The sequence below is a fragment of the Streptomyces sporangiiformans genome, from assembly GCF_005768555.2.
Lineage (GTDB): Bacteria > Actinomycetota > Actinomycetes > Streptomycetales > Streptomycetaceae > Streptomyces > Streptomyces sporangiiformans.
In genome coordinates this window covers 1-22,689 of record NZ_VCHX02000127.1, presented here as the reverse complement: position 1 = coordinate 22,689, position 22,689 = coordinate 1, and the positions used below count along the sequence as shown (strand labels likewise).

General features: G+C 71.1%; 20 protein-coding genes and 1 pseudogene. 15 read left to right on the top strand and 6 right to left on the bottom strand.

The annotated features are described in order from the left end of the window. The first annotated feature begins 342 nt into the window (after window positions 1-342). The gene (locus FGD71_RS17215; protein ID WP_338120057.1) at window positions 343-858 is read left to right on the top strand and encodes a DUF485 domain-containing protein; all 516 of its coding nucleotides are present in this window, start codon (window positions 343-345) and stop codon (window positions 856-858) included. Continuing rightward, window positions 852-2,492, top strand: coding sequence for a solute symporter family protein (locus FGD71_RS17210; RefSeq protein WP_119101326.1), 1,641 nt, complete (start codon window positions 852-854; stop codon window positions 2,490-2,492). Before FGD71_RS17215 ends, FGD71_RS17210 begins: the two co-directional genes overlap by 7 nt. Here FGD71_RS17210 and FGD71_RS50205 read toward each other — a convergent pair. Further along, a pseudogene (locus tag FGD71_RS50205) lies at window positions 2,492-2,979 on the bottom strand (hypothetical protein); the annotation flags it as partial. The gene FGD71_RS17210 and the pseudogene FGD71_RS50205 overlap by 1 nt on opposite strands. A 323-nt stretch (window positions 2,980-3,302) precedes the next feature. Between FGD71_RS50205 and FGD71_RS17200 the strand changes: the two are divergent. Both FGD71_RS17200 and FGD71_RS17195 read left to right on the top strand, forming a co-directional pair. Beyond that, a complete protein-coding gene (locus tag FGD71_RS17200) occupies window positions 3,303-4,502 on the top strand; it encodes an ABC transporter substrate-binding protein (protein WP_119101325.1) in 1,200 nt (399 codons plus the stop codon). 120 nt (window positions 4,503-4,622) lie between these two features. Further along, on the top strand, window positions 4,623-5,906 hold the full coding sequence (locus FGD71_RS17195; protein ID WP_119101324.1) for a DUF4032 domain-containing protein: 1,284 nt from the start codon (window positions 4,623-4,625) through the stop codon (window positions 5,904-5,906). 53 nt (window positions 5,907-5,959) lie between these two features. Here the strand turns inward: FGD71_RS17195 and FGD71_RS17190 are convergent, their stop codons facing one another. Both FGD71_RS17190 and FGD71_RS17185 read right to left on the bottom strand, forming a co-directional pair. Continuing rightward, entirely contained in the window at window positions 5,960-6,808 is an 849-nt protein-coding gene (locus FGD71_RS17190) for a universal stress protein (protein ID WP_119101323.1), read from the bottom strand. A gap of 55 nt (window positions 6,809-6,863) precedes the next feature. Beyond that, on the bottom strand, window positions 6,864-8,066 hold the full coding sequence (locus tag FGD71_RS17185; protein ID WP_119101322.1) for a cytochrome P450 family protein: 1,203 nt from the start codon (window positions 8,064-8,066) through the stop codon (window positions 6,864-6,866). A gap of 292 nt (window positions 8,067-8,358) precedes the next feature. On the opposite strand from FGD71_RS17185, the gene FGD71_RS17180 reads away from it, so the two are divergent. Beyond that, window positions 8,359-8,976 (top strand): RNA polymerase sigma factor, encoded by a 618-nt coding sequence (locus FGD71_RS17180; protein ID WP_119101321.1) that lies wholly within the window; start codon window positions 8,359-8,361, stop codon window positions 8,974-8,976. Next, window positions 8,966-9,559, top strand: a complete 594-nt coding sequence (locus FGD71_RS17175; protein ID WP_119101320.1) for a hypothetical protein — start codon at window positions 8,966-8,968, stop codon at window positions 9,557-9,559. The genes FGD71_RS17180 and FGD71_RS17175 overlap by 11 nt, the downstream gene beginning before the upstream one ends. Before the next feature lie 126 nt (window positions 9,560-9,685). On the opposite strand, the gene FGD71_RS17170 is transcribed toward FGD71_RS17175, so the two are convergent. The 3 genes from FGD71_RS17170 to FGD71_RS17160 are packed head-to-tail and all read right to left on the bottom strand — an operon-like array spanning window position 9,686 to window position 13,060. Beyond that, window positions 9,686-10,471: a DeoR/GlpR family DNA-binding transcription regulator gene (locus FGD71_RS17170; RefSeq protein WP_119101319.1), complete on the bottom strand. Its 786-nt coding sequence runs from the start codon at window positions 10,469-10,471 to the stop codon at window positions 9,686-9,688. A gap of 55 nt (window positions 10,472-10,526) precedes the next feature. Next, window positions 10,527-11,579: a 4-hydroxythreonine-4-phosphate dehydrogenase PdxA gene (gene pdxA, locus FGD71_RS17165; protein WP_240436635.1), complete on the bottom strand. Its 1,053-nt coding sequence runs from the start codon at window positions 11,577-11,579 to the stop codon at window positions 10,527-10,529. Beyond that, window positions 11,576-13,060, bottom strand: coding sequence for a four-carbon acid sugar kinase family protein (locus FGD71_RS17160; protein WP_240436634.1), 1,485 nt, complete (start codon window positions 13,058-13,060; stop codon window positions 11,576-11,578). Before FGD71_RS17160 ends, pdxA begins: the two co-directional genes overlap by 4 nt. 192 nt (window positions 13,061-13,252) lie before the next feature. On the opposite strand from FGD71_RS17160, the gene FGD71_RS17155 reads away from it, so the two are divergent. The 9 genes from FGD71_RS17155 to FGD71_RS17115 all read left to right on the top strand — a co-directional run bounded on the left by FGD71_RS17155 (window position 13,253) and on the right by FGD71_RS17115 (window position 22,584). Beyond that, a complete protein-coding gene (locus tag FGD71_RS17155; protein WP_119101318.1) occupies window positions 13,253-14,839 on the top strand; it encodes an ABC transporter substrate-binding protein in 1,587 nt (528 codons plus the stop codon). 3 nt (window positions 14,840-14,842) lie between these two features. Next, window positions 14,843-15,772: an ABC transporter permease gene (locus tag FGD71_RS17150; protein ID WP_119101317.1), complete on the top strand. Its 930-nt coding sequence runs from the start codon at window positions 14,843-14,845 to the stop codon at window positions 15,770-15,772. A gap of 3 nt (window positions 15,773-15,775) precedes the next feature. After that, entirely contained in the window at window positions 15,776-16,675 is a 900-nt protein-coding gene (locus FGD71_RS17145) for an ABC transporter permease (RefSeq protein WP_119101316.1), read from the top strand. A 3-nt stretch (window positions 16,676-16,678) separates the two neighbouring features. After that, on the top strand, window positions 16,679-17,569 hold the full coding sequence (locus FGD71_RS17140) for an ABC transporter ATP-binding protein (protein ID WP_119101315.1): 891 nt from the start codon (window positions 16,679-16,681) through the stop codon (window positions 17,567-17,569). Then, window positions 17,566-18,429, top strand: coding sequence for an ATP-binding cassette domain-containing protein (locus tag FGD71_RS17135; RefSeq protein ID WP_240436633.1), 864 nt, complete (start codon window positions 17,566-17,568; stop codon window positions 18,427-18,429). The genes FGD71_RS17140 and FGD71_RS17135 overlap by 4 nt, the downstream gene beginning before the upstream one ends. Next, complete coding sequence (locus tag FGD71_RS17130) at window positions 18,426-19,406, top strand: aldo/keto reductase (RefSeq protein WP_119101314.1); 981 nt, start codon at window positions 18,426-18,428, stop codon at window positions 19,404-19,406. The genes FGD71_RS17135 and FGD71_RS17130 overlap by 4 nt, the downstream gene beginning before the upstream one ends. Before the next feature lie 168 nt (window positions 19,407-19,574). Next, on the top strand, window positions 19,575-20,384 hold the full coding sequence (locus FGD71_RS17125) for an HpcH/HpaI aldolase family protein (protein ID WP_119101313.1): 810 nt from the start codon (window positions 19,575-19,577) through the stop codon (window positions 20,382-20,384). Beyond that, complete coding sequence (locus FGD71_RS17120) at window positions 20,384-21,637, top strand: sialidase family protein (RefSeq protein ID WP_119101312.1); 1,254 nt, start codon at window positions 20,384-20,386, stop codon at window positions 21,635-21,637. Before FGD71_RS17125 ends, FGD71_RS17120 begins: the two co-directional genes overlap by 1 nt. After that, a complete protein-coding gene (locus tag FGD71_RS17115) occupies window positions 21,634-22,584 on the top strand; it encodes a phosphoglycerate dehydrogenase (RefSeq protein WP_119101311.1) in 951 nt (316 codons plus the stop codon). The genes FGD71_RS17120 and FGD71_RS17115 overlap by 4 nt, the downstream gene beginning before the upstream one ends. Window positions 22,585-22,689: the final 105 nt, after the last annotated feature.

Sequence of the window (22,689 nt, the reverse complement as noted above, 5' to 3'; positions counted from 1 at the left end):
CCGTGCCCAGCCAGAATCGCCCCCGCCGGCGCGACGGACACGCGGCACGCGTGCTGCACATCACGTTGCCGACCTTGCACACCACGTTGCCGACCTCCGGCCGCGGACGCGTCACCAGGGCCGCGGAGCGGAGGGCGGATGCTGTGGACTGCATTTGAGCCGACTCCGAGCCCTGCCATTCGGCGCTGTTGATTGTTTAATCGATGGAATGCCACAATCCGACAGGCCGCGCTGACCACCCCCACCAGCGGGGCCACCAGTGTTGGTCGGGATGAGGATTTCGGTGGTATTTCGGGCGAATTCTCGAGCTATACGATCAGAAAACCTGAACCCAGGTCAACAATGCCCACCCGTACTGCATTTTTAGTGCGCACTGTTCGCGCCCGGGGCGCGAACAGAAAGCGTCAGACAAGGCACGGTATGCCAACACACTCCAGCCCGCACTACAGCCCCCATTCAGGACAAACGCCGCCCTCCCCTCCAGACGGGAGCAGAGCCGGCGACTCTCGCGACTTCCGCGCGATACGTGTCTCCCACCGCTCCTTCGGGATCGTGGCGATGGCTATCTCGGTCGGCGGTTTCCTGCTGTTCGTGCTGCTGTCGAGTTTCGCTCCCGGGCTGCTCAACCAGCCCCTGTTCGGACACGTCACGCTGGGACTGGCCTGCGGCGTGGGTGCGTTCGTCGTCATGGGCCTGACCGCATGGCGGTACACGTTGCACATGGAGCGGCACATCGACCCGGCGACCGACCGGCTCCGTGCGGAGATCGAGCACGACGAGGCCCAGCAGACGCGCACTCAGCAGACGCGTACTCAGCGAACCCGCGGTCCTCAGCAGAGGCGGTTCGGCGCGTGGTGACCCTCTCCGAAGGCGTCGTCGACGGCGCCAGTCTGAAGCTGACCTTCGTCCTGTTCGTGTCGGTCGTGGTGGTCAGCATGTTCACCGCACTCATCACGGCCCCGCAGGGCGACGAGATCAGTGAGTTCTACCTGGGCAACCGGGACATGTCGCCCCTGCGCAACGGGTTGGCGATGTGCGGTGACTATCTTTCCGCCGCCACCCTCCTGGGCAGCACGGGCCTGGTCGCGCTCACCGGGTACGACGGCCTGCTCTACCTCTGCGGCACCGCCGTCGCCTGGATGCTGGTGCTGTTGCTGATCGCCGAACCCCTGCGCAACGCGGGCAAGTTCACCCTCGGCGACACGCTGGCCCTGCGGCTGCCCAGCAGTCAGCGGCCCGTCCGGATAGCCCTGGCCGCCTGCACGCTCATCATCTGTGTTCTCTACCTGGTAGCCCAACTCGTCGGCAGCGTGGCCCTGCTGACGCAGTTCATCGGCGAGCCGAGCAGCACCACCCGCACCCTGTGCGTCGTGGTCATCGGCACCCTGGTCGTGCTGTACGTGGCGCTCGGCGGCATGCCCGGCGCGACCTTCATTCAGATCGTCAAGGCCGTCATGCTGGTCGCCGGTGTCACGGTGACCGCGATCATGGTTCTGCACCGTTTCAGCTGGAACATCGACGACCTCCTCGGCGCCGCCACCTCCGGGAGCGGGATGGGTCAGCGCTTCCTGGAGCCGGGGCTGCGTTATGGCGGCAGCACGACCAGCAAACTGGACTTCTTCAGCCTGCAGATCGCCATCGTGCTGGGCCTGGCCGCGCTCCCCCACGCGATGATGCGCCTGCTCGCACCTCGCGTCACCCGGGTGCTGCGCCGCTCGGTGCTGTGGGCCACAGGCCTGGTCGGCTTCGTGTGTCTGGCGGCCGGTGTGCTGGGCCTGGGGGCGACGGCGATCGTCGGCCGCAAGGCCATCGAGGGCATCGACTCCAAGGGGGACGCCGCGGTACTGCTGCTCGCCCAGTCCATCGGCGGCGCCGTACTCACCGCGCTCATCTCCTGCCTGGCGTTCGTGACCCTGCTGGCCGTCGCCGCCGGACTCACCCTCGCCGCGGCCTCCTCGCTCGCCCATGATCTGTACGGGCAGGTGATCCGCAAGGGCAAGGCAGGGCAGACGGAGGAGATGACCGCGGCCCGGCTGGCCGCCGTCGTCATCGGAGTCCTCGGCATGCTCCTCGCGCTCGTGTCCTGGGGCGCGAACACCGCCACCCTGGCGTTCCTGGCCTTCGCCATCGCCGCGTCCGCGATCCTGCCGACCATGATCTACAGCCTGTTCTGGCGTCGCTTCAACGCGGGCGGAGCCTTGTTGAGCCTGTACGGCGGTCTGGCCACATCCGTGCTGCTCGTCATCTGCTCGCCCGTGGTCTCCTCGAGGCCCACCTCGTTCTACCCGTCGGTGGACTTCGCCTTCTTCCCCCTCCAGAATCCGGGCATCGTCTCCGTGCCGGCCGGATTCCTGCTGGGGTGGCTCGGCACCGTGCTGAGCAACCGCAAGGAGGAGCCCGGGGTGTACGAGAAGTTCCAGATCCGCTCGATGCTCGGCGTCCAGCGGCAGCAGCAGCACGAGCAGCAGCAGCCGGCGGGCGCGCCGCGCTGACGCCCTCCGTGCGAGTGCCCGGGCCGTGCTCCGTCGAGCACGGCCCGGAAGTCGGTGCCCCTGGTGAGAGATCCGGCCAGGTGGGCGGGATCGGCGGAGGCAGCCACCAGCCCTCGCGCGTTGACCAGATGGGCCGGTGCGGGCAGACCTTGTAACAGGGATGGTCGACGTACGGGCCGGTGACCGTGCGACGTCCGGTGTCCCGGGGCAGGGCGAACCAGTCCCCGTGCGGCAGTCGCCGCAGGCGGACCGGGCGGGCTCCAGTTCGAGCAGCAACGGCCGGGCGTCCCCGTCCGGGCCGCAGTGCCGCCAGATCGGCCGAGGCGGGCCTGCGCCCCTCCGCGGCCATCCGGGTCAGCAGCGCGGTGGTGTCCGCCCGCGTTTCGGCGACGGCCTCGAACACGGCCTCCAGCGTGGAGCGGACCTGTGCATGACACCAGAGACGCAATAGGCGGCACCGTCTCGACGCATCTTCCGCTCTCCCCATTCGACCCCAACTGCCCATATCCATATGGCAGTTGCCGGAGATCGCCCCTCTCCATAGGCTGTGGCGCACGCCGTCCGCCCGGAAGACGTCACCCGTTCACGGGTGGACCCGGCGCAGGGGTGCCGCCTGCCTCCAGCAGGATCCGGAGCCGATCCGGTACGTCGCGGCGATCCGTGGCCCCGGGTCTCCCTCCAAGGGCACGTTCTCGGGCGCTTGACGCCCGTTTTGAGGCCCTTCGGGCACATGGACCTCACCTTCTTCCGAGGTCCATGCACCCCCGGGTCGCCACTCCCCCCACCTTCAATCCCCCCTGTGGAGATTTCGTGCGTTTGAGCAGGTTATTCACGACCGCCGTCGCCATCGGCGCCTTACTGTCCGTCACGGCCTGTGGCTCGTCCGACAGTTCCGGCTCCGCCTCGGCGTTCGGGCTCAACCCACCGGACATGGAAGCCCAGAGCGAGCTCGGCAAGACCGAGGGCCAGGTCAACCTCATCGCCTGGGCCGGCTACGTCGAGGACGGCTCCAACGACCCGAACGCCGACTGGGTCAGCACCTTCGAGCAACGGACCGGCTGCAAGGTCAACTCGAAGACCGCGGCCAGCTCCGACGAGATGGTCAAGCTCATGAAGACGGGCCAGTACGACGCCGTCTCCGCCTCCGGCGACGCATCCCTGCGCCTCATCGCCTCCGGCGACGCCGCCCCCGTCAACACCGACCTGGTCCCCAACTACGAGGACGTCTTCATCGGCCTGCTCAACCAGGACTGGAACTCCGTGGACGGCCAGTCCTACGGCATCCCGCACGGCCGCGGCGCCAACCTGCTCATGTACAACACGAAGGAAGTCTCGCCCGCTCCGACCTCCTGGTCCTCGGTCTTCGACGACTCGGGCCCGTACAAGGGCAGGGTCACCGCGTACGACTCCCCCATCTACATCGCGGACGCCGCCCTGTACCTGCGCGAGACCCAGCCGGGCCTGGGCATCGACAACCCGTACGCGCTCGACGAGGAGCAGTTCGAGGCGGCGGTCGCGCTGCTGAAGCGGCAGAACGCGAACGTCGGCGAGTACTGGAGCGACTATCTCAAGGAGGTCGCCGCCTTCAAGAGCGGCGACTCCGTGATCGGCACCACCTGGGAGGTCATCTCGCGGCTGGCCCAGAGCGAGGGGGCCGATGTGAAGGCGGTGCTGCCCGAGGAAGGCGCGACCGGCTGGTCGGACACCTGGATGCTCTCCGCCAAGGCCAAGCACCCCAACTGCGCCTACAAATGGATGAACTGGATCATCTCTCCGAAGGTGAACGCCGCGGTCGCCGAGTACTACGGAGAGGCCCCCGCCAACGTCAAGGCGTGCGATGTGACCAGCGATCCGGCGTTCTGCGACGAGTATCACGCGACCGACGAGAGCTTCTGGCGCGACATCGATGTCTGGACCACACCCATCGAGCAGTGCCTGGACGGACGCACGGATGTGAAGTGCGTACCCTACTCGAAGTGGGTCCAGGCCTGGACCGAGATCAAGGGCTGACCGAGGCGCGGCGATCACCCGTCTGCCGATGCCCCTCCCGCCGGTGCGCGGAAGGGGCGTCCGGGCGGGAAGGCGCCCGCGCGACGCGGCGGCCGAGCGTGAGGCGAGGGCAAGAGAGCGATGGCATTGCAAATCAGCGCCACCAACCCGGAGCATCCCGCGCTCCTGCTCGAACTGCCCTGGGATCTGCCGCTGGAGGAATGGCCGGAGCGCCACCTGGTGCCGTTGCCGCGCGGTATCTCGCGGCACGTGGTGCGGTACGCGCGCGCCGGCGACGAGGTGGTGGCCGTCAAGGAGCTGGCCGAGCGGCCCGCGGTGCGGGAGTTCGGGCTGCTGCGAGACCTCGACCGGCTGAACATTCCCGCGGTGGACCCGCTCGCCGTGGTCACCGGGCGCACCCGGGGCGACACACCCCTGGAGCCCGTGCTGATCACCCGCCATCTGACCGGCTCGCTGCCTTACCGGTCGATGTTCGAGACGACGATGCGGCCCGCCACCATGCACCGGCTCATGGACGCGCTGGCCGTGCTGCTGGTCCGGCTCCATCTGGCCGGGTTCGCGTGGGGCGACTGCTCGCTGTCCAACACCCTGTTCCGGCGCGATGCCGGGGCGTACGCCGCGTATCTGGTGGACGCGGAGACCGGTGACCTGCACTCGCGGCTGAGCGACGGGCAGCGCGCGTACGACCTCGATCTCGCGCGGGTGAACATCAGCGGCGAGCTGCTGGACCTGGAGGCCTCCGGGGCGCTGCACCCGTCCGTGGACCCGATCGAGTTCGGCACGGAGATCTGCCGACGCTACGACGGCCTGTGGCGGGAGCTGACGCGTACGTCGGTGTATCCGGCGGGCAAGCACCACTACATCGACCGGCGGATCCGGCGGCTCAACGAGCTCGGGTTCGACGTCGCCGAGATGCAGATCGGCCACTCCTCCAACGGCGACACGGTCACCTTCGTCCCCAAGGTCGTCGACGCGGGCCATCACCAACGGCAGCTGCTCCGGCTGACCGGGCTGGACGCCGAGGAGAACCAGGCGCGCCGGCTCCTCAACGACCTGGAGAGCTGGATGGCCACCCAGGAGGACTACTCACCCGGCGATCCTCCCCCAAGCTCTCGGCTTCGCTCGAGCAGGGGGGACCCCCATGCCGCGCGTCCCGAGGTGCTCGCCCACCGCTGGGTGCGCGAGGTGTTCCGGCCCACCGTGCGTGCCGTACCGCGAGAGCTGCGCGGCTCGATGGATGCGGCCGAGCTGTACCACGAGTTGCTCGAACACCGCTGGTACCTGTCGGAGCGGGCGCAGCACGACATCGGCCTGGACACGGCCGTCGACGACTACGTCAAGCACATCCTGCCGAAGATCCGCAAGACGCTGCCGTCGACGGACGTCACCACCCCGTCGGCCTGAGCCGCCGGTCCTGAACCGCCGGGCCTGAACCTGAACCCCGGAGAACGGGAGGCTCAGGCGGGCGGGACCACGGCCACCGGGCAGGGCGCGTGGTGCATGACCACGTGGGCCACCGAACCGATCCGTGGCCCCACGGCCGAGCGGTGGGCACGGCGCCCGACCACCACCAGCTGGGCCCGGCCGGCCCCCGACAGCAGCACCTCTCCCGCGCTGCCGATCTCGGTGTGCTGGGTCACGGGCACATCGGGAAACCGCTCCTGCCATGGCTCAAGCGCTTCGGCGAGCGCCTTCTTCTCGTACGGCTCCAGCCCGCCGGCCTCGTCGAGGAGTTTCATGGAGCCGGGGCTGAAGGAGTAGAGCGCCGGCAGACTCCAGGCACGGACGACACGTACGGTGGCGCCGCGTTCCGCCGCGGTCTCGAAGGCGAACCGCAGGGCAGCGCCACTGTCGTCCGGGCCTCCGTGCTGCCCCACGACGATCTCGCGGCCCGCCGCCTCGGTCTCGGCGCGGTCGTCGGCGCGTACGAGCACGACAGGGCGTATGGACTCCGCGACCACCTGCTGGCCGACGGAGCCGAGCAGGAAACCGACGATCGCGCCGTGCCCGCGCGAGCCGAGCACCAGCGTCTCCGCGTCAGCCGCCTCGGCGACCAGCGACGGGACCGGGTCCGCATCCAGCAGATCGGTGGAGACCGGCAGATGCGGGTGCCGTTCGGCGAGCTCGTGCGCGGCCTCCCGCAGCGTGTCCAGCGCCTTGGGAGCGTGTTCGCCCGCGTCCGCGGTCTCCCAGGCGTGCACCAGCCGCAGTGGCAGTCCGCGGCGGACCGCTTCTCTGGCCGCCCAGTGCACGGCGGCCAGGCTTTCGGCGGAGCCGTCCACTCCTACGGTGATCGGGCGGGTCATACGGCTGCCTCCCTCTTCTCCGTCGCCTGCTGACGCGGAGTCGTCGACCGAACGGTCACCATCGCACAGGAAGCTTCCGTACGCCCCTGATCAGCAGGCCCGGCATCCAGGGTAGTTCGGCCTCGTCCGCGTCCGCCGCCAGGTCCGGGCAGCGCTCCAGCAGTGAGCGGATCGCGATCCGCCCTTCCAGCCGCGCGAGCGGCGCGCCCAGACAGTAGTGCAGACCGTGGCCGAAGGCGATGTGGCCACGGGAGTCCCGGCGGATGTCGAACCGGTCCGCGTCCGGGAAGCGCTTCGGGTCGCGGTCCGCGTCCGCCATGGTGATCAGAACGGTGGAACCCGCTGGGATGGTCACCCCGCCCATCTCCACGTCCTCCAGGGCGAGACGCTCCGTGCAGGTCTCCACCGGGCCGTCGTAGCGGAGCATCTCCTCGATCGCCCCGTCGAGCAGGCCGAAGTCGGCTCGCAGCTCGGCCAGTTGGTCAGGATGCTCGAACAGCGCACGCATGCCGTTGCCGATGAGGTTGACCGTGGTCTCGTGACCTGCGATGAGCAGCAGGACGGACATGCCGATGAGTTCGTCCGGCGCGAGCCGGTCGCCGCCCTGGTCGACGGTATGGATCATCGCGCTGAGCAGGTCCTCGCCAGGATGCGCCCGCTTGTCCGCGATCAGCTCGCCGAGATACGCGGGCATCTCCTGGTAGGCGAGCGCCTCCGCTTCCGGGCTGGTGCGCGCGACCATCTCGTTGGACCAGTGGCGGAAGGCGTTCCGGTCCAGCTCGGGCACGCCGAGCAGTTCGCAGATGACGGTCATGGGCAACGGGAAGGCGAAGGAGGCGATCAGATCCGCCCGGCGCTCCTGTCCCGCCGTCATCGCGTCCAGCAGTTCGTCGGTGATCTGCTGGATACGAGGGGCCAGCGAGGCGATGCGGCGCGGAGTGAACTCCTTCGCCACCAGACGCCGTAACCGGGTGTGGTCCGGTGGATCCGCCATCAGCATGTGTGCGAGAGCGGGCTGGTCCGCATCGGTGTTCTTTATTTGGCCGATGTGACCGGTCTTCCTCCACTCCCGGCTGAGCCGCGGATCGGTGAAGGCTGTACGGCATGCGTCATATCCGACGACGAGCCACACTTCCTGGCCGTCGGTGTCGCGTACTTGGTGTACGGACGCCTCCGACCGGAGGCGCGCGTACACGGGATAGGGATCGCGCAGGAACTCCGGACCGAGCTGCTGCAGGTCTACGACGGGTCGCGCCACGGTGTTGTTCCCCCCAGTTCATGAGCCGAACGGCAGGTTTACCCGGCCTTCGAGGCCGACGAACGTCGGTATCCGGACAGGTGTGCCCGGGTGGGCCGGTGTGGACGACGGCCCCGGGAGGACGGGCGGTAGGCGGACCGCGAAGGGGAGTTGAGGTGAGGGTTGAGAGCCGAGTCGGAAAAGGTGCCGTGTGTCCCGGTTTCCCGGCCGCCGTCGGGTATGGATCATCCGGCACAGCACCGCGGGCAGACGACGGCCCGCCCGACGTCACCACCGGGAGACATCCGAGCACATGGGCCAGCCGCCAACCGGTCCCTCACCCTCGCCGTCACCGACACGCTTCGACGACACGTTCTGCGCGCTCCTGCCCCGGCTCTACCGAAGAGCGGTCATGCTGGCCGGGACGAGATCCTGGGCCGAGGACGCCATGCACGAGGCCTATCTCAAACTGGCCCGGCGGCCCCAGCGGTTACTCGAACACCCGGAGCCGTACGCTTACGCCTTCACCGCGCTGATGAGCGTCGTACGCGACACGCATCGCCGCGAACGCCGCCAGGTCCTCGTCGACGACGTGGAGATCCCGAGCGCCGGCGACACCGCGGGCGGAGCGGGCCATGTGGGTGCGGTCGGCCCGGTGGTCGCCGGGACCTGGGACGGCGGAGTGGAGCGCCGCGACGCCGAGATGGAGGCGATCCGGCTGCTGGGAAGACTCTCTTCCCGACAGGCCGGAGTAGTGATACTCGTCGATCTGGACGGCTACACCATCGATCAGGCCGCCCGGATCATGAAGGTGCACCGCGGAACGGCAGCCCGGCATCGCGCGCGTGCGCTGGAGAAACTGCGCTCACTGCTGGACGGGATGGACAGCGAGCCGGACGGTTCAGGAAGGGAGCCCGGGGATGGGGCCTGACGCAGAGTCCGACGACCGCGTGGCCGCGCTGCTGCGCGATCGACTCAGGGCCGCGGATGAGGAGATCAAGACTCCCCCGGGGCTGTGGGAGAACATACGGGCCGCCGATGCCCCGCCCCGCAGGACGGTGATCGGTCCACGCCTCCGGCTCGGGTGGGCGGTCGCGGCCGCCGCCGTCCTGGTGTGTACCGTCGCGCTGGGGTCCTGGTGGCTCGTCCGGCCGGCCGCCGATGCCCCTCCGGCCCGGCCTGCGCGCTTCGATGTCCCGGTGACGGTGTTCAACGCCGAGGGGCCGTGCCGCCCCTTGCGGACGCTGGAGTGCGCGCTGCGACTGGCCAAGGATCCGTACGCCGAGTACGCGGCCCCCGGCAACGCGGCGGGCCGTGTCTGGCACGGCGATCGCCTGTCGGCGGCCTGCGTCGTCACGAGCGGCACGATGGTCGAGGACGAGAGCGGCATCACGTCGACGCGGTGGTACCTGGTCAGGACCCCTGCGGGAGTGGAGGGCTGGCTGCCTGGTGTCCGTACGCGCAACACCACTGAGCTACGGACCTGTTCAGCGAGCGAGGCCCGCCCCACCTGACAGAAGCGCCCCGTGGGCATGTGGCGGCGGGTGACACATCGGACGGAGTGTCGGCCCGGGCGGGCTTCGCGGTGTGGGCGACCGACGTCAACGTCCGCGACAACCCCGGCGACCCCGCCGCCTGGCTCAGGGCGTACCGACGGGCTCGGCCAGGACCGTGGTGACTCCGCGCGTGCGCAGCTCGTCGAGGATGCCCGGGTCGGCCGTGTCGTCCGTGACCAGGGTCCAGCCCTCGGGGAGGGCGGCCCAGGCGTGGAAGGGGCGGCGGCCCAGCTTCGCGGCGTGGGCGAGGACGTAGACATGGTCGGCTCGGCGGGCCATGAGTTCCTTCAGTCGGGTCTGGCGCAGGTCGGCCTCGCAGATCCCGTGCTCCGGCGAGACACCGTCCGTGCCGAGGAAGACCCGGTCGAAGGTGAGGCGTTCGAGGGCGGCCTCGGTCAGCGGGCCCACGAAGCCCTGGCTGAGCGGGCGGAGGGTGCCGCCGAGGCACTCGACGTGGACGGTCTCGACGTCGGCGAGCTCCTGGAGCGCGGTCAGGCCGGTGGTCGCGACGGTGATGTCCTTGGCCGTGCGCAGTTCATGGGCGAGCGCGCCGACGGTCGAGCCCGCGTCGAGGAGCAGCGTCTCGCCGGGCTGGATCTGGGCGGCCGCCCAGCGGGCGATGGCCCGCTTGGCCTCGAAGGCCTCACCTGTGCGCTGCCGCAGCGAGGCCTCGGGGTGCGCGGACAGGGCCATGGCGCCGCCGTAGGTGCGCGCGAGGCGTCCGTCGGTGGTGAGTTTCGCCAGGTCGCGGCGGATGGTGGAGGCCGTGACGCCGAACAGCTGGGAGAGTTCGTCCACGCTGGTCAGACCGGTGGTGGTGGCGAGCTGGACGATCCGGTCGCGGCGGGACTTGGATCCGATCGCAGACATCAGTCCTTGGCCCTTCGGTGTCCTGGGGTGTCCTGTGGTGCCGACGAACCGAGAGTCATCGGGCAGCCGGAGCGGATGACATCTCAGCGGCCTGCCGCAGCGCCTCGACCATGCTACCGGCCTCGGCACGGCCGGTTCCGGCGATGTCGAACGCGGTGCCGTGGTCGACGGAGGTGCGGATGACGGGCAGTCCCACGGTGAGGTTGACGCCCGCTTCGATGCCGAGGACCTTCACCGGGCCGTGGCCCTGGTCGTGGTACATGGCCACGATGAGGTCGTAGTCGCCGCGGGCGGCGAGGAAGAAGGCGGTGTCGGCGGGGAGCGGTCCGCGGGCGTCGATGCCGTCGCCGCGTACGGTCTCCAGGGCTGGAACGATCTTCGACTCCTCCTCGCCGTAGCCGAACAGCCCGTTCTCGCCCGCGTGCGGGTTGATTCCGCAGACGCCGATCACGGGGGCTGCGACGCCCGCGCGGACCATGGCCTCGTGGCCGCGGCGCACGGTGCGTTCGACGAGGCCGGGCTCGATGCGGTTGACGGCGTCGATCAGACCGATGTGCGTCGTGACGTGGATGACCTTCACCTTGGGCGTGGACAGCATCATCGACACCTCGTCGACACCCGTGAGGTGGGCGAGGAGTTCGGTGTGGCCGGGGTAGAGGTGCCCGGCGGCGTGCAGTGCCTCCTTGTTGAGCGGGGCAGTGCAGATGCCGTGGACGTCGCCGTTCAGGGCTAGCCCGGCGGCGACACTGACGTAGTGGTAGGCGGCGTCGCCGGCCGTGGCGGAGAGGGCGCCCCAGGGCAGATCGGCCGGCAGCAGGCCGAGGTCCACGACGTTGATGCGGCCGGGCGTGAACACGGCCTGGGCGGGGGCGTCGACGGGCACGATGTCGCAGGTGATGCCGAGGATGTCCGCGGCTTGGCGCAGGCGATACGCGTCGCCGATGACGACGGGGCGGCAGCCGCGCAGGGTGTCGGCGTGCAGCAGCGCCGGGACGATGACCTCCGGTCCGATGCCGGCGCCGTCGCCCATGGTCACCGCGATGATCGGGAGCGGGTGTCCGGCGGAACCGGACTGCTCGGCGGGCGCGGCGGTGGGGGCTGCGTTCACGTGGGTTCTCCTTGCGGGGCGAACGATGCGGGGGGTACGGCGGGGTGGTCGGGGCGCGTCGAGCCGGCGACGTCCATCGGCTGCGGCGGCGGGCGCAGCGCGCGGGCGATGCGCAGCAGGGAGTCGGTGTCGCCGAAGCTTCCGGGGCGGGTGACGACGGAGCGGCCGTCAGGGGTGCGGGAGTGCACGGCGCCGTGGTGGATCTGCCCGACCGGCAGCAGCTCACGGACACCGAGGGTGTCGAGCACGCGGCGCGCGGTCTCGCCGCCGGTCAGCACCAGGTCGCTGCCGTGCGCGGCTTCGGCGACCGTGCGGGCCAGCCCTGCCACGAGGCCGCGGGCCGCGCCGGGGTCGACGACTACGCCACCGGCGATGCTGACCACCGTGATTCCGTCCGGCGCGGGGACGAGCGGATGCGGTGCCCGGTGGTCCATGTGTGTGTGCCGGGCACGGTGGTCGGTGAGCGTGTGCTGGGTGAGGGTGTGCGCCGGCAGGGGCACATGGCACGCGCCTGCAGCGACGAGTTGCGCGATCTGCGCAACAGCGGTGGGCTCGGCGGTGCCGACCACGACGAGCAGCGGTCTGCCCGGCGTACCGGTCGCGTCCCGCTCGGTGTGTGCGGTCCCGTCGCGCTCGCAGTGTGCGGCCCCGTCGCGCTCGGTGTGTGCGGCCGCGTCCCTCTCAGCGTGTCCGATCCCGTCGCGCTCGCCGTGTGCGGCCGCGTCCCGCTCGGTGTCCGCGGCGGTCGGGAGCCCCGCTGCCGCAGGAGCGGCCCCGTCCGCTCCCACGAGCCTGCGGCCGAGGGCGGCGGCGAGCCCGCCCGTCCCCAACAGCCTCACGTCCGGGCCGATGTGAAGCGCCGCCTCGGCGATCGCGTCGAGGTCGGCGTCCGTCTCGGCGTCGCACACCGGGTGGTGTCCCTTCGCGACGAGGGTGCGCAGCCGTCCGGACAGCGTCAGTACGGGCGCGCGTACCACCGAGAGGGGCACCACCCGCGTCGGTATGTCGCCCAGCGCCGCGCCCACCGATTCCGGCGCCCGTCGCTGTTCCGCGCGCCAGGCGTCGGTCGCGTGCAGCGGCGTGCCGTGCAGATGGACGACGCCGTCACGCACCGTGCGGCCCGCGACCGGCAGGGCGGGGGCGATCACCACGCCCGCGGCGCCCGCGGCGTAGGCGGCCGTCTCGGTGGCGAGGTTGCCGCGCAGCAGGGAGTCGATCTTCTTCAGGACCACATCGCCGTCGGCGTGTGCCAGGGCGTCCCGCACGGCACTCGCGGCCTCGCCGGCGGAGAGCTGCCGGGTGTCGAGATCCAGTACGACCGCCTCGCCGTCCAGTGGTGGTGCGGTGACCGGGCCCAGCACGATCCGTACGGTCCGGCCGCGCGGGCGGCCCAGCGCCGCGGCGGTCTCGGCGGCGCCGGACAGGTCGTCGGCGAGCGCCAGCACGCGGGGCGGACGCCCCGTGCGGGTGGTGCGGGACACGAGTACCTCCTCGAGCCTCCGGACGGTCGGCCTCGGACGGCGATGATGACACAGGCTGCGCGAAATGCGCGAGACCTCTTGCGCACTTCGCGCAGCCGTGCCACCTTTTCCGGCGCGACAGCTGTTCGTCGTCCAGTGGTCCGGGCGGCGTCAGCGAGAACCGGTCGCCCTCCAGAACCGAGAAGGTCGACGATGACCCGAACTCCTCACCTCGTCCCCCCACCCCGTCCGCCCAGCCGCCGCACCCTGTTGCGCTGGGGCGCCTTCGGCGGCGCGGGCGTCGCGCTCGGCCCCCTGTCCGCCTGTGCCGGCCCCACCGGCGCGCCCGGCCCCGGGACGCTCACCCTCGGTCTGAACCGCTCCCTGGTGAGCCTCGACAACAAGCTCAACCAGTTCGAGGCCGCGGTGACCGTGCAGCGCGCCGTGCGGCAGGCGCTCACCCGCATCGGCCCGGGTCTGCGGCCGCAGCTCGTCCTCGCCGACCGCTTCGAGATGACCGAGCCCACCACGTGGACGGTGCGACTGCGTGAGGGCGTCTGCTACTCGGACGGCAGCCCCGTCACCGTCGACGACGTGGCAACGGCGCTGCGCATGTACGGCAAGGTCCCCGGCTCGTTCCTGCTCGGTCTCTTCCCGGAGCTGCCCGCCGTCGAGGCCACCGGCGAGCGCACCTTCTTCCTGCGCACGCGGCGCCCGGTGCCCGGGCTCGACCGGCTGATGTCCAACATCCACATCACCCCGGCCAAGGCCAACCGGCCCGAGGAGTTGCGCTCCGGGCTCGGCTCGGGCCCGTACCGCGTCGTCCGCGCGAACAGCGGGGCGGGCGAGTACACCCTCGCCCGTAACACCAGGTACTGGGGCGGACGGCCGTCGGTCGACACGGTCAGGGTCCGGTTCGTGCCCGAGGAGTCCAGCCGCGTCGTCGCCCTGCGCAGCGGTGAACTCGACGTCGTCGACACGCTGACGCCGGACTCCGCCGAACAGCTCACCGGACTTCCGGGGGTCACGGTCCAGGAGATCTCCGGGGCCCGCATGTGCCAGCTGTTCTACAACTTCCGCAAGCCCGAGGGCCACCCGCTCGCGGACGCCCGGGTCCGGCAGGCGCTGACGTACGCGATCGACGGCACGGCCCTCGTCCGCGATGTGCTGACCGGGACGGCCGAGGAGGCCCGGGGCGTGGTCCCGCTCGCGCTCCAGGGTGCCGTCCCGACCGGCACGTACGCCTTCGATCCGGGGCGGGCCCGCCGGCTCCTCAGATCGCTCGGCGCCGAGGACCTGCGGATCAAAGTCATCTGGGAGTCCGGGGAGTTCGCCGGCGACACCTCCGTCATGGAGGCCGTACTCGACATGCTCCAGGACGTCGGTGTACGCGCCTCGCTGCAGCAGTTCGAGCCCGGCGGCGACATTCTCAAGTGGCGCCAGGGCCGTGGCGGTGACTGGGACGTCATAGGCAACGGCTACAGCAGCCCGACCGGGCAGGCCCTCACCATGCTGCAGGGGATGTACGGCGGAACGGCCGAGAAGGACCGTACCGGTGACGCGTTCATGGGCTATGTGATCCCCCGTATCGAGCGGCGGCTGTCGGCCGCCGCCACCGAGGTCGACGACTCTGAGCGGGAGCGGCGGCTGGCCGCCGTGCAGCACGCCGTGTGGGACACCTGGCCCAGCCTGTGGGCCTTCGCGCCCAAGACGCTGCTCGCCCGCCGCGACCGCGTCCGCGGCCTGGCCCTCCAGCCGATCAACTCCTACGACCTCACCGCCGTACGACTGGAGGGCTGAGCCGTGCCGACGTATCTCGCCCGCCGCATCGGTCAGAGCGTGCTGACCGTCTTCCTCACGCTGACCACCGTCTTCCTTTTGGTGCGGCTCGCACCCGGCGATCCGGCCTCCGCGTACGCGGCACCCAACGCGACCTCGGCCGATCTCGCCCGGATCCGCGAGCAGTTCGGGCTCGACGATCCGCTCATCGTCCAGTACGGGCTCTTCCTGCGCGACCTGTTCACCGGGGACCTCGGGACGAGCTACTCCTTCCACTCCCCCGCACTCGACGTGGTCCTGGACCGGATTCCGTACACCGTCACCCTGGCCGTCTCCGCCATCGCGGTCACCACCCTGGTGGCCGTGCCCCTCGGCGTGTGGATGGCGCGCCGCGCCGACACACGCCGGGAGCTGGGCGCCAATGTGCTCACGATCGCCGGGCAGTCGATGCCCGACTTCTGGACCGGTGTCATGCTGCTGACCGTCTTCGCGGTGGTCCTGCCGGTGCTCCCCGCGTCCGGCTTCACCTCCTGGAGCGGGCTGGTGCTGCCGACCGCGACCGTCGCCGTCCTTCAACTCGCCCTGGTGTCACGGCTGGTGCGCCGCGAGATGACGACCGCGCTGGCCTCGTCGTACATCACCGTGGCCCGCTCCCGAGGGGTCCGAGAGTCCGCGTTGACCTGGCGTTACGCGCTCGCGAACTCCGCGGTGCCGCTGGTCACGGCGCTCGGTACGCGCTTCGCGGCGCTGCTCAACGGTGTGGTGGTGGTCGAGGTCGTCTTCGGCTGGCCCGGCGTCGGCTCCCTCGTCGTACGCGCTCTGGAGACCCGCGACTATCCGCTCATCCAAGCCACCGTCCTGGTCACCGCGACCCTCGCGATCCTCGTCCAACTCCTCGTCGACCTGGCCTATCCGCTGCTCGATCCGCGGGTACGCCTCGGAAAGGCGGCCTGAGCCATGACCACAGCCGTCAGCGCCGGCCGGCCCAGCGCCGTCACCGCGCGCGATCTCGCAAGAGCCACCGCCACCAGTCAGCGGCGCGGCGCCCGATTCAAGCTGTGGGCCGGAGCGGTGTGCACCGCGCTCGTCGTACTCCCCGTCGCACTGGCCGGTGTGCTGCCTCTGCCCGGCGCGAACGCGCAGGACCTCTCGCGGCGCAGGCTGCCCCCGCTGAGCGAGGGGCATCTCTTCGGGACCGACCAGCTGGGGCGGGATCTGCTCTCGCGCGTCCTGCACGGCGGTCAGGTGTCCCTCGCGGTCGGTGTGCTCGCCGTGCTCGTGTCCGGTCTCATCGGTATCGCGGCGGGTTCCGCGGCCGGGTTTTTCGGAGGATGGGTCGACGCGGTCGTCTCCCGGTTCCTGGAAGCCCAGCTCGCCCTGCCGCTGCTGATGATGCTGCTCCTCGTCGTCGCCCTGTTCGGGCCGTCCGTCACCGTCATCACCTGCGTGATCGCGATCGCGCAGTGGCCGGAGGTCGCGCGGCTGACCCGCTCGCTCGTGCTGGTCGAGCGGGAGAAGCCGTACGTCGCCGCGGCACGCGTGCTCGGGCTGCGCTCGTGGTCGGTGCTCGCGCGCCATGTGATCCCCAATGTGGTGCGGCCGGCGAGCCTGGTGGTGTTGTTGCTGCTGGCGCAGGCCGTGCTGCTGGAGAGCGCGCTGAGTTACCTGGGAGCGGGCCCGCAGCGGCCGTTCGCGACCTGGGGGCGCATCATCTCCGACGGTCAGGACTACATCACCACCTCGTGGTGGCTGGTCACCCTGCCGGGCCTGGTCATCGCGGTGCTGGTGGTCGGGGTCAATCTGCTCGGGGACGGGCTGCGGGACCGTACGCGGCCGCGTTCTCGGAAGGGGGCGTGAGTCATGGCCGAGGTCACGACGACGGCCGCGAACACGCCGACGGCCGAGAGCACGCCGCTGCTCGACGCGACGGATCTACAGATCGAGCTCATCACCGCGCACGGCGTGGTGCGGGCGGTCGACGGGGTGAGTTTCACCGTCCGCCGGGGAGAGACCGTCACGCTGATCGGCGAGTCCGGCTCCGGGAAGTCGACCACGGCGATGGGCGTGTTGCGGCTGCTGCCCGAGGGGCTCGCCGTGATGTCGGGCAGCGTGCGCATCGCGGGGCGGGACGTCGTCGCCGATCCGGGTGCCGCCCGTGCGGTACGCGGGCGGACCGTGTCACTCATCCCCCAGGACCCGATGACCGCCCTCAGCCCGGTGCACACCATCGGGCGGCAGCTGGGCGACGCGCTGCGGCTGCGCCACCCCGGTATGTCGCGAACACAGGCTCGGGACAAGGGAGTAGAACTCCTCGCGCAGGTCCGCATCCCGCAGCCTCGGACCCGCTGGAAGGCATATCCGCACCAGTTCTCCGGCGGCATGCTGCAACGCATACTCATCGCGACCGCACTGGCCGCCGAACCGGAACTGCTCGTCGCGGACGAGCCGACGTCCGCGCTGGACGCCACCGTGCAGGCGAGCGTCCTCGATCTGCTGATGGAGCTTCAGGAACGGACCGGGATCGGGATGCTGATGATCACCCATGACCTCGGAGTGGCCCGGCTCGTCTCCGACCGGATCCACGTCATGAAGGACGGCCGGTTCGTCGAGTCGGGCTCCGCAGAGGACATCGTCGAGCGGCCTGCCGAGCCGTACACCCGTGAACTGCTCGCCGCCGTGCCGCGCCTGGGGGCGTGGGACGAGGACGGCGACGAGCGGACCGAACCCGTCGCGCAGGGAGCAGCGCCATGACCGACAGCCCCATGGCCTGTGACCTGCCCCTCCTCTCCGTCGAGGGCCTGGTCGTCGAATACGCCACGTCCCACGGGCCCTTCCGGGCCGTCGACGACGTCACCTTCCGGATTCCGCGCGGTGGTTCGCTCGCCGTGGTGGGCGAGTCCGGCTGCGGCAAGTCGACGCTCGCCCGCGCCCTCGTACGGCTGCTCAAGCCGGCGAGCGGCCGGATCGTCCTGGACGGGACGGACATCGCGGCGCTGCCCGAGCGGCGGCTGCGTCCGCTGCGGCGGCGTGTGCAGATGGTCTTCCAGGATCCGTACGGGTCGCTGGACCCCCACCTCACCGCCCAGCAGATCGTCGCCGAACCGCTGCGCGTGGGCGGGGTCGGCGATCGCACGGTGCGCGCGCGGCGGGCGGCCGAGTTGATCGAGCGGGTCGGTCTGCCGTCCTCGGCCCTGGACCGGCGCCCACCCGAGTTCTCCGGCGGCCAGCGGCAACGTATCGGCATAGCCCGCGCCCTCGCCTCCCGGCCCGACCTGCTGGTCTGCGACGAGGCGACGTCCGCCCTCGATGTCTCCGTACAGGCACAAGTACTCGATCTTTTGCGGGAGTTGCAGGCGGACACCGGCATCGCCTACCTGGTCATCGCCCACAACCTCGGGGTCGTCCGGGAGATCAGCAGCGATGTGGTGGTGATGCGCGCGGGCCGGGTCGTCGAGACCGGGCCGACCGCCACCGTGCTCGCCTCGCCCACCGAGCCCTACACCCGCGCGCTGCGCCGCGCCGCTCTGGACCCCACCGCGATCCGGGGTGTGAAGCCCCGGAGCGTACTCGCCCTCGCCTCGGCCCCCGCATCGGAAGGAACCCCCACGTGACCACCGGCCTCGACCTGCCGAACATCCCCGTCCCGCTGTCCCGTCTGGTGCTCGGCACCATGACCTTCGGCGACACCGTCGACGCCTCCGGAGCGGCCGGCATGCTCGACGCCGCGCTCGACGCGGGCATCACCGGCGTCGACACGGCCAACGGATACGCGGGCGGCGAGAGCGAGCGCATCCTCGCCGGGCTCTTGCCGGGCCGCCGCGACCGGATCGTGCTGGCGACCAAGGCCGGTATCCCGCATCCCGACCAGGGCGACAACGCCCCGCTCTCCGCGGCCGGGCTCCGGGCCGCGCTGGAGGGCAGCCTCAAGCGGCTCGGCACCGACTCGGTCGACCTCTTCTATCTCCACCAGCCCGACCGTGCGACACCGCTCGCCGAAACCCTCGCCACCGTCGCCGAGTTCGTCGCCGAGGGAAAGGTCCGCGCGCTCGGTGTCTCCAACTACGCGGCCTGGCAGATCTCCGAACTGGTCCGCACCGCCGACGACTTGGGCGCCCCGCGCCCCGTCGTCGCCCAGCAGATGCACAACCTCCTCGCACGCCGCATCGAGGAGGAGTACGTCGAGTACGCCGCCGTCACCGGGCTGCGCACCATGGTCTACAACCCGCTCGGAGGCGGACTGCTCACCGGCCGCCACCGCTTCGAACAGACCCCGGACTCGGGCCGGTTCGGGGACTCGAAGGTGGCCGCGATGTACCGGCAGCGCTACTGGGACGAGCGTCTCTTCACCGCCGTCGATGAGCTGGCCGCCGTCGCCGACGCCGCGGGCATCCCGCTCACCGACCTCGCCCTGCGCTGGCTCCTCGACCGCGACTCGACCGACGCGCTCCTGCTCGGCGGCTCGAAGACCACACACCTGCTCGCCAACCTCGCCGCGGCGCAGGCCGGTCCCCTGCCCGCCGACGTGACGGCGGCCTGTGACGAGGTCGGCGCGGGACTGCGCGGGCCGATGCCCGCATACAACCGCTGAGAGCGGGCGCGTGCTGAGCCCGTCCTACGGCTGCGGGCCGGTCGTGTCCGGCCGGGCCCGCGCGGCGGAGCCGCATGATGTCACAGCCCCGCGCCCGTGCAGGGCGCACTCCCACCCCGACCCACCAACCAACAGCAAGACCGGCCGCCCCAGCCGAAGGAGCACCGCATGACCGCCCTCACCCCCACACCCGCCCCCGGCACCCCCGCCGCATTCGCCGCCCTGTTGCGCGCCCGCGAGCCGCTCATCGGCTACTGGTCCGTCCTCGACTCCCCCGTCTCCACCGAGCGCATCGCCCGCCTCGGCTACGACTATGTGGCGCTCGACGCCCAGCACGGACTGATCGAGTACTCGGGCGTGCTCGCCTCGCTGACCGCCATCGACACCAAGGGATCGACCGCCGTCGGCCTGGTGCGCGTCGAGGCCAACGACCCCATGCCGATCGGCAAGGCCCTGGACGCGGGCGCTGCCGGAGTCATCGTCCCGTTGGTCGACACCGCGCAGGACGCCGCCGACGCGGTGGCCGCCGTTCGCTATCCGCCACAGGGCAGGCGGTCGTACGGCCCGATGCGCTCGGGCCTGCGCATCGGGCCCGACCCCGCCGACGCGCACCGGCAGACCGTGGTCCTCGCGATGATCGAGACCGCTGAGGGCCTCGCCAACGTCGCCGAGATCTGCGCCACGGAAGGCCTCGACGGCGTCTACATAGGCCCCTCCGACCTGCGCATCGCGCTCGGCGGTGCGAGCTCCACGGATCCGGCGATCGCGGACGAGTTCGAGGCCGCGCTGGTCACGGTGCGCGAGACCGCGGCGGTCGCCGGGATCGCCGCCGGCATCCACAACCCGGACGGGGCGAGCGCCGCCAAGCGGCTCGCCGAGGGCTTCACCTATGTCACGGTGGCGAGTGATCTCGTCCATCTGGAACAGGTCGCCTACCGCCACCTCACCGCCGCGCGCGCGGCCGGCCGGGGCCAGTGATGTCGGGGCCGGCCGTCGCCGACGGCGTCGTACGTCCGCATCCCGGCGCCCCCGGTCGCTTCGAGGCATGGCTGTCGGCACCGGCGGTGCAGAACCATGCCGCCAACCTCACCGTGCTGCCGGGCGGCGAGCTGGGCTGCGTCTGGTTCGGGGGGACGCAGGAGGGCGTCGCGGACATCTCGGTGTGGTTCTCGCGGCTGCCCGCGGGCGGCGACACCTGGTCACAGCCGGTGCGGCTCTCCCATGACGACAGCCGGTCCGAGCAGAACCCGGTGCTGTTCGCCGACCCGTCCGGCGACTGGTGGCTGCTGCACACCGCGCAGCGGGCCGGACACCAGGACACCGCCGAGGTGCGGCTGCGTGTCAGCCAGGACGAGGGCGCGACATGGGGGCCGTCCCGGATGCTCTTCGACGGTGGGGTGTTCGTGCGCCAGCCGGTGACGGTCCTGCCTTCGGGCCGTCGGCTGCTGCCGGTGTTCCGCTGCGTCGCCACGCCGGGCGAGCGGTGGTCGGGCGACCGCGACACCAGCTCGGTGATGCTCAGCGACGACGCGGGGGCGAGCTGGCGCGAGGTTTCGGTGCCGGGCTCGACCGGGCTGGTGCATATGAACGTCCGCGCGCTGCCGGACGGTTCGCTCCTCGCCCTGTTCCGCAGCCGCCGCGCCGACGCCGTGTACCGCAGCGTGTCGTACGACGAAGGGGAGAGCTGGTGCGCCCCGCACAGGCTGGACCTGCCGAACAACAACTCCTCGATCCAGTACGTCACCTTGGCCGACGGACGGCTCGCGCTGGTCCACAACCACAGCAGCGCCGCGGACGCCGTCGCGCGCCGCGTCTCGCTGTACGACGAGATCGACGACGAGGGGCTCAGTGATCGCGCGGGCCCGAGTGATCACGCGGGGCTGAACGGGAACGGAGAGGAGGGGATGGGCGGGAAGGAAGCACCGAGCGGCAACGCGCCCGGTGCCGCCCCCACGACCGGAGCCGCCTTCTGGGGTGCACCTCGCGCGCCGCTCACCCTTTCCGTCTCCTCGGACGGCGGCCTGACCTGGCCGGTGCGCCACGATCTGGAGACCGGTGACGGCCACTGTCTGACCAACAACTCCCGGGACGGTCTCAACCGCGAGCTGTCCTACCCGTCCGTCGTCCAGACACCGGACGGCACGCTGCACATCGCCTTCACCCATCACCGCCGCACCATCAAGTACCTCCGCCTGAGCACCGCTTGGGCGGACCGGGAGATCCCCGCATGACGAGGACCCTCATCACGACTCCCACCTTCTCCCGCTACTCCCTGGAGCCCTGGCAGATCCTGGAGCGGGCCGGCGCGGGCCCCCTCCGCCCGTACGAGGACGCCGCGCTGCCCGCCGGTGAACTCCGGGCGCGGATCGGTGAGGTGGACGCGCTGGTCGTCGGCATGGACCGGGTCACCGCCGACCTCATCGCCGCGGCAGCCCGCCTCAAAGTCATCGCGAAGCACGGCGTCGGCGTCGACACCATCGACGTGAACGCCGCACGGGCCCGCGGCATCCCCGTGGTGTGCGCGCCCGGCAGCAACTCCCGGGCGGTCGCCGAGTTCACCTTCGGCCTGATTCTGGACGCCACCCGTCGCATCACCGCCTCGCACCAGCGGGTGGCGCAGAGGGAGTGGCCCAAGCTGTTCGGGCCCGAACTCGCCGGAAGGACCCTGGCCGTGGTCGGCTTCGGGCGCATCGGACGACTGCTGACCGGATACGCCCTCGCCTTCGGCATGACGGTGCTCGCGCACGACCCGTACGTCGACGCCGAGGACATCTCCGCCCTCGGCGCCCGGCCCACCCCGCTGGACGACTGCCTGGCCCGCGCCGACGTCGTCAGCCTGCATCTGCCCGCCACCGCGGGCGCGAGCCCGCTCCTGGACGGCCGCCGGCTGGCCGCCATGAAGCCGGGCGCGCTGCTGGTGAACACCGCCCGGGGTGACCTCGTCGACGAGACCGCCCTCGCCGCGCTCCTGACGGAGGGCCACCTGGGCGGCGCCGCACTCGACGCCTTCGCGCACGAACCGCTCGGCGACAGCCCGCTGCGCACCGCCCCGAACGTCCTGCTCACCTCGCACATGGCGGCCTGCGGGCACGACGCCAACCGCACGATGGGCGCCATGGTCGCGGAGGACGTCGTACGGGTCCTCGCGGGCGAGCCCCCGCTGCACCCCGCCCCCTGATCCGCCCACGTTTCCCGTCCCCCCGCGCTCCCTGTCCCCACGTTCCCCATCCTCCCCCTCCCCGTCCCCACGTTCCCCGTCCTCCCCCTCCCCGTCCCCACCTTC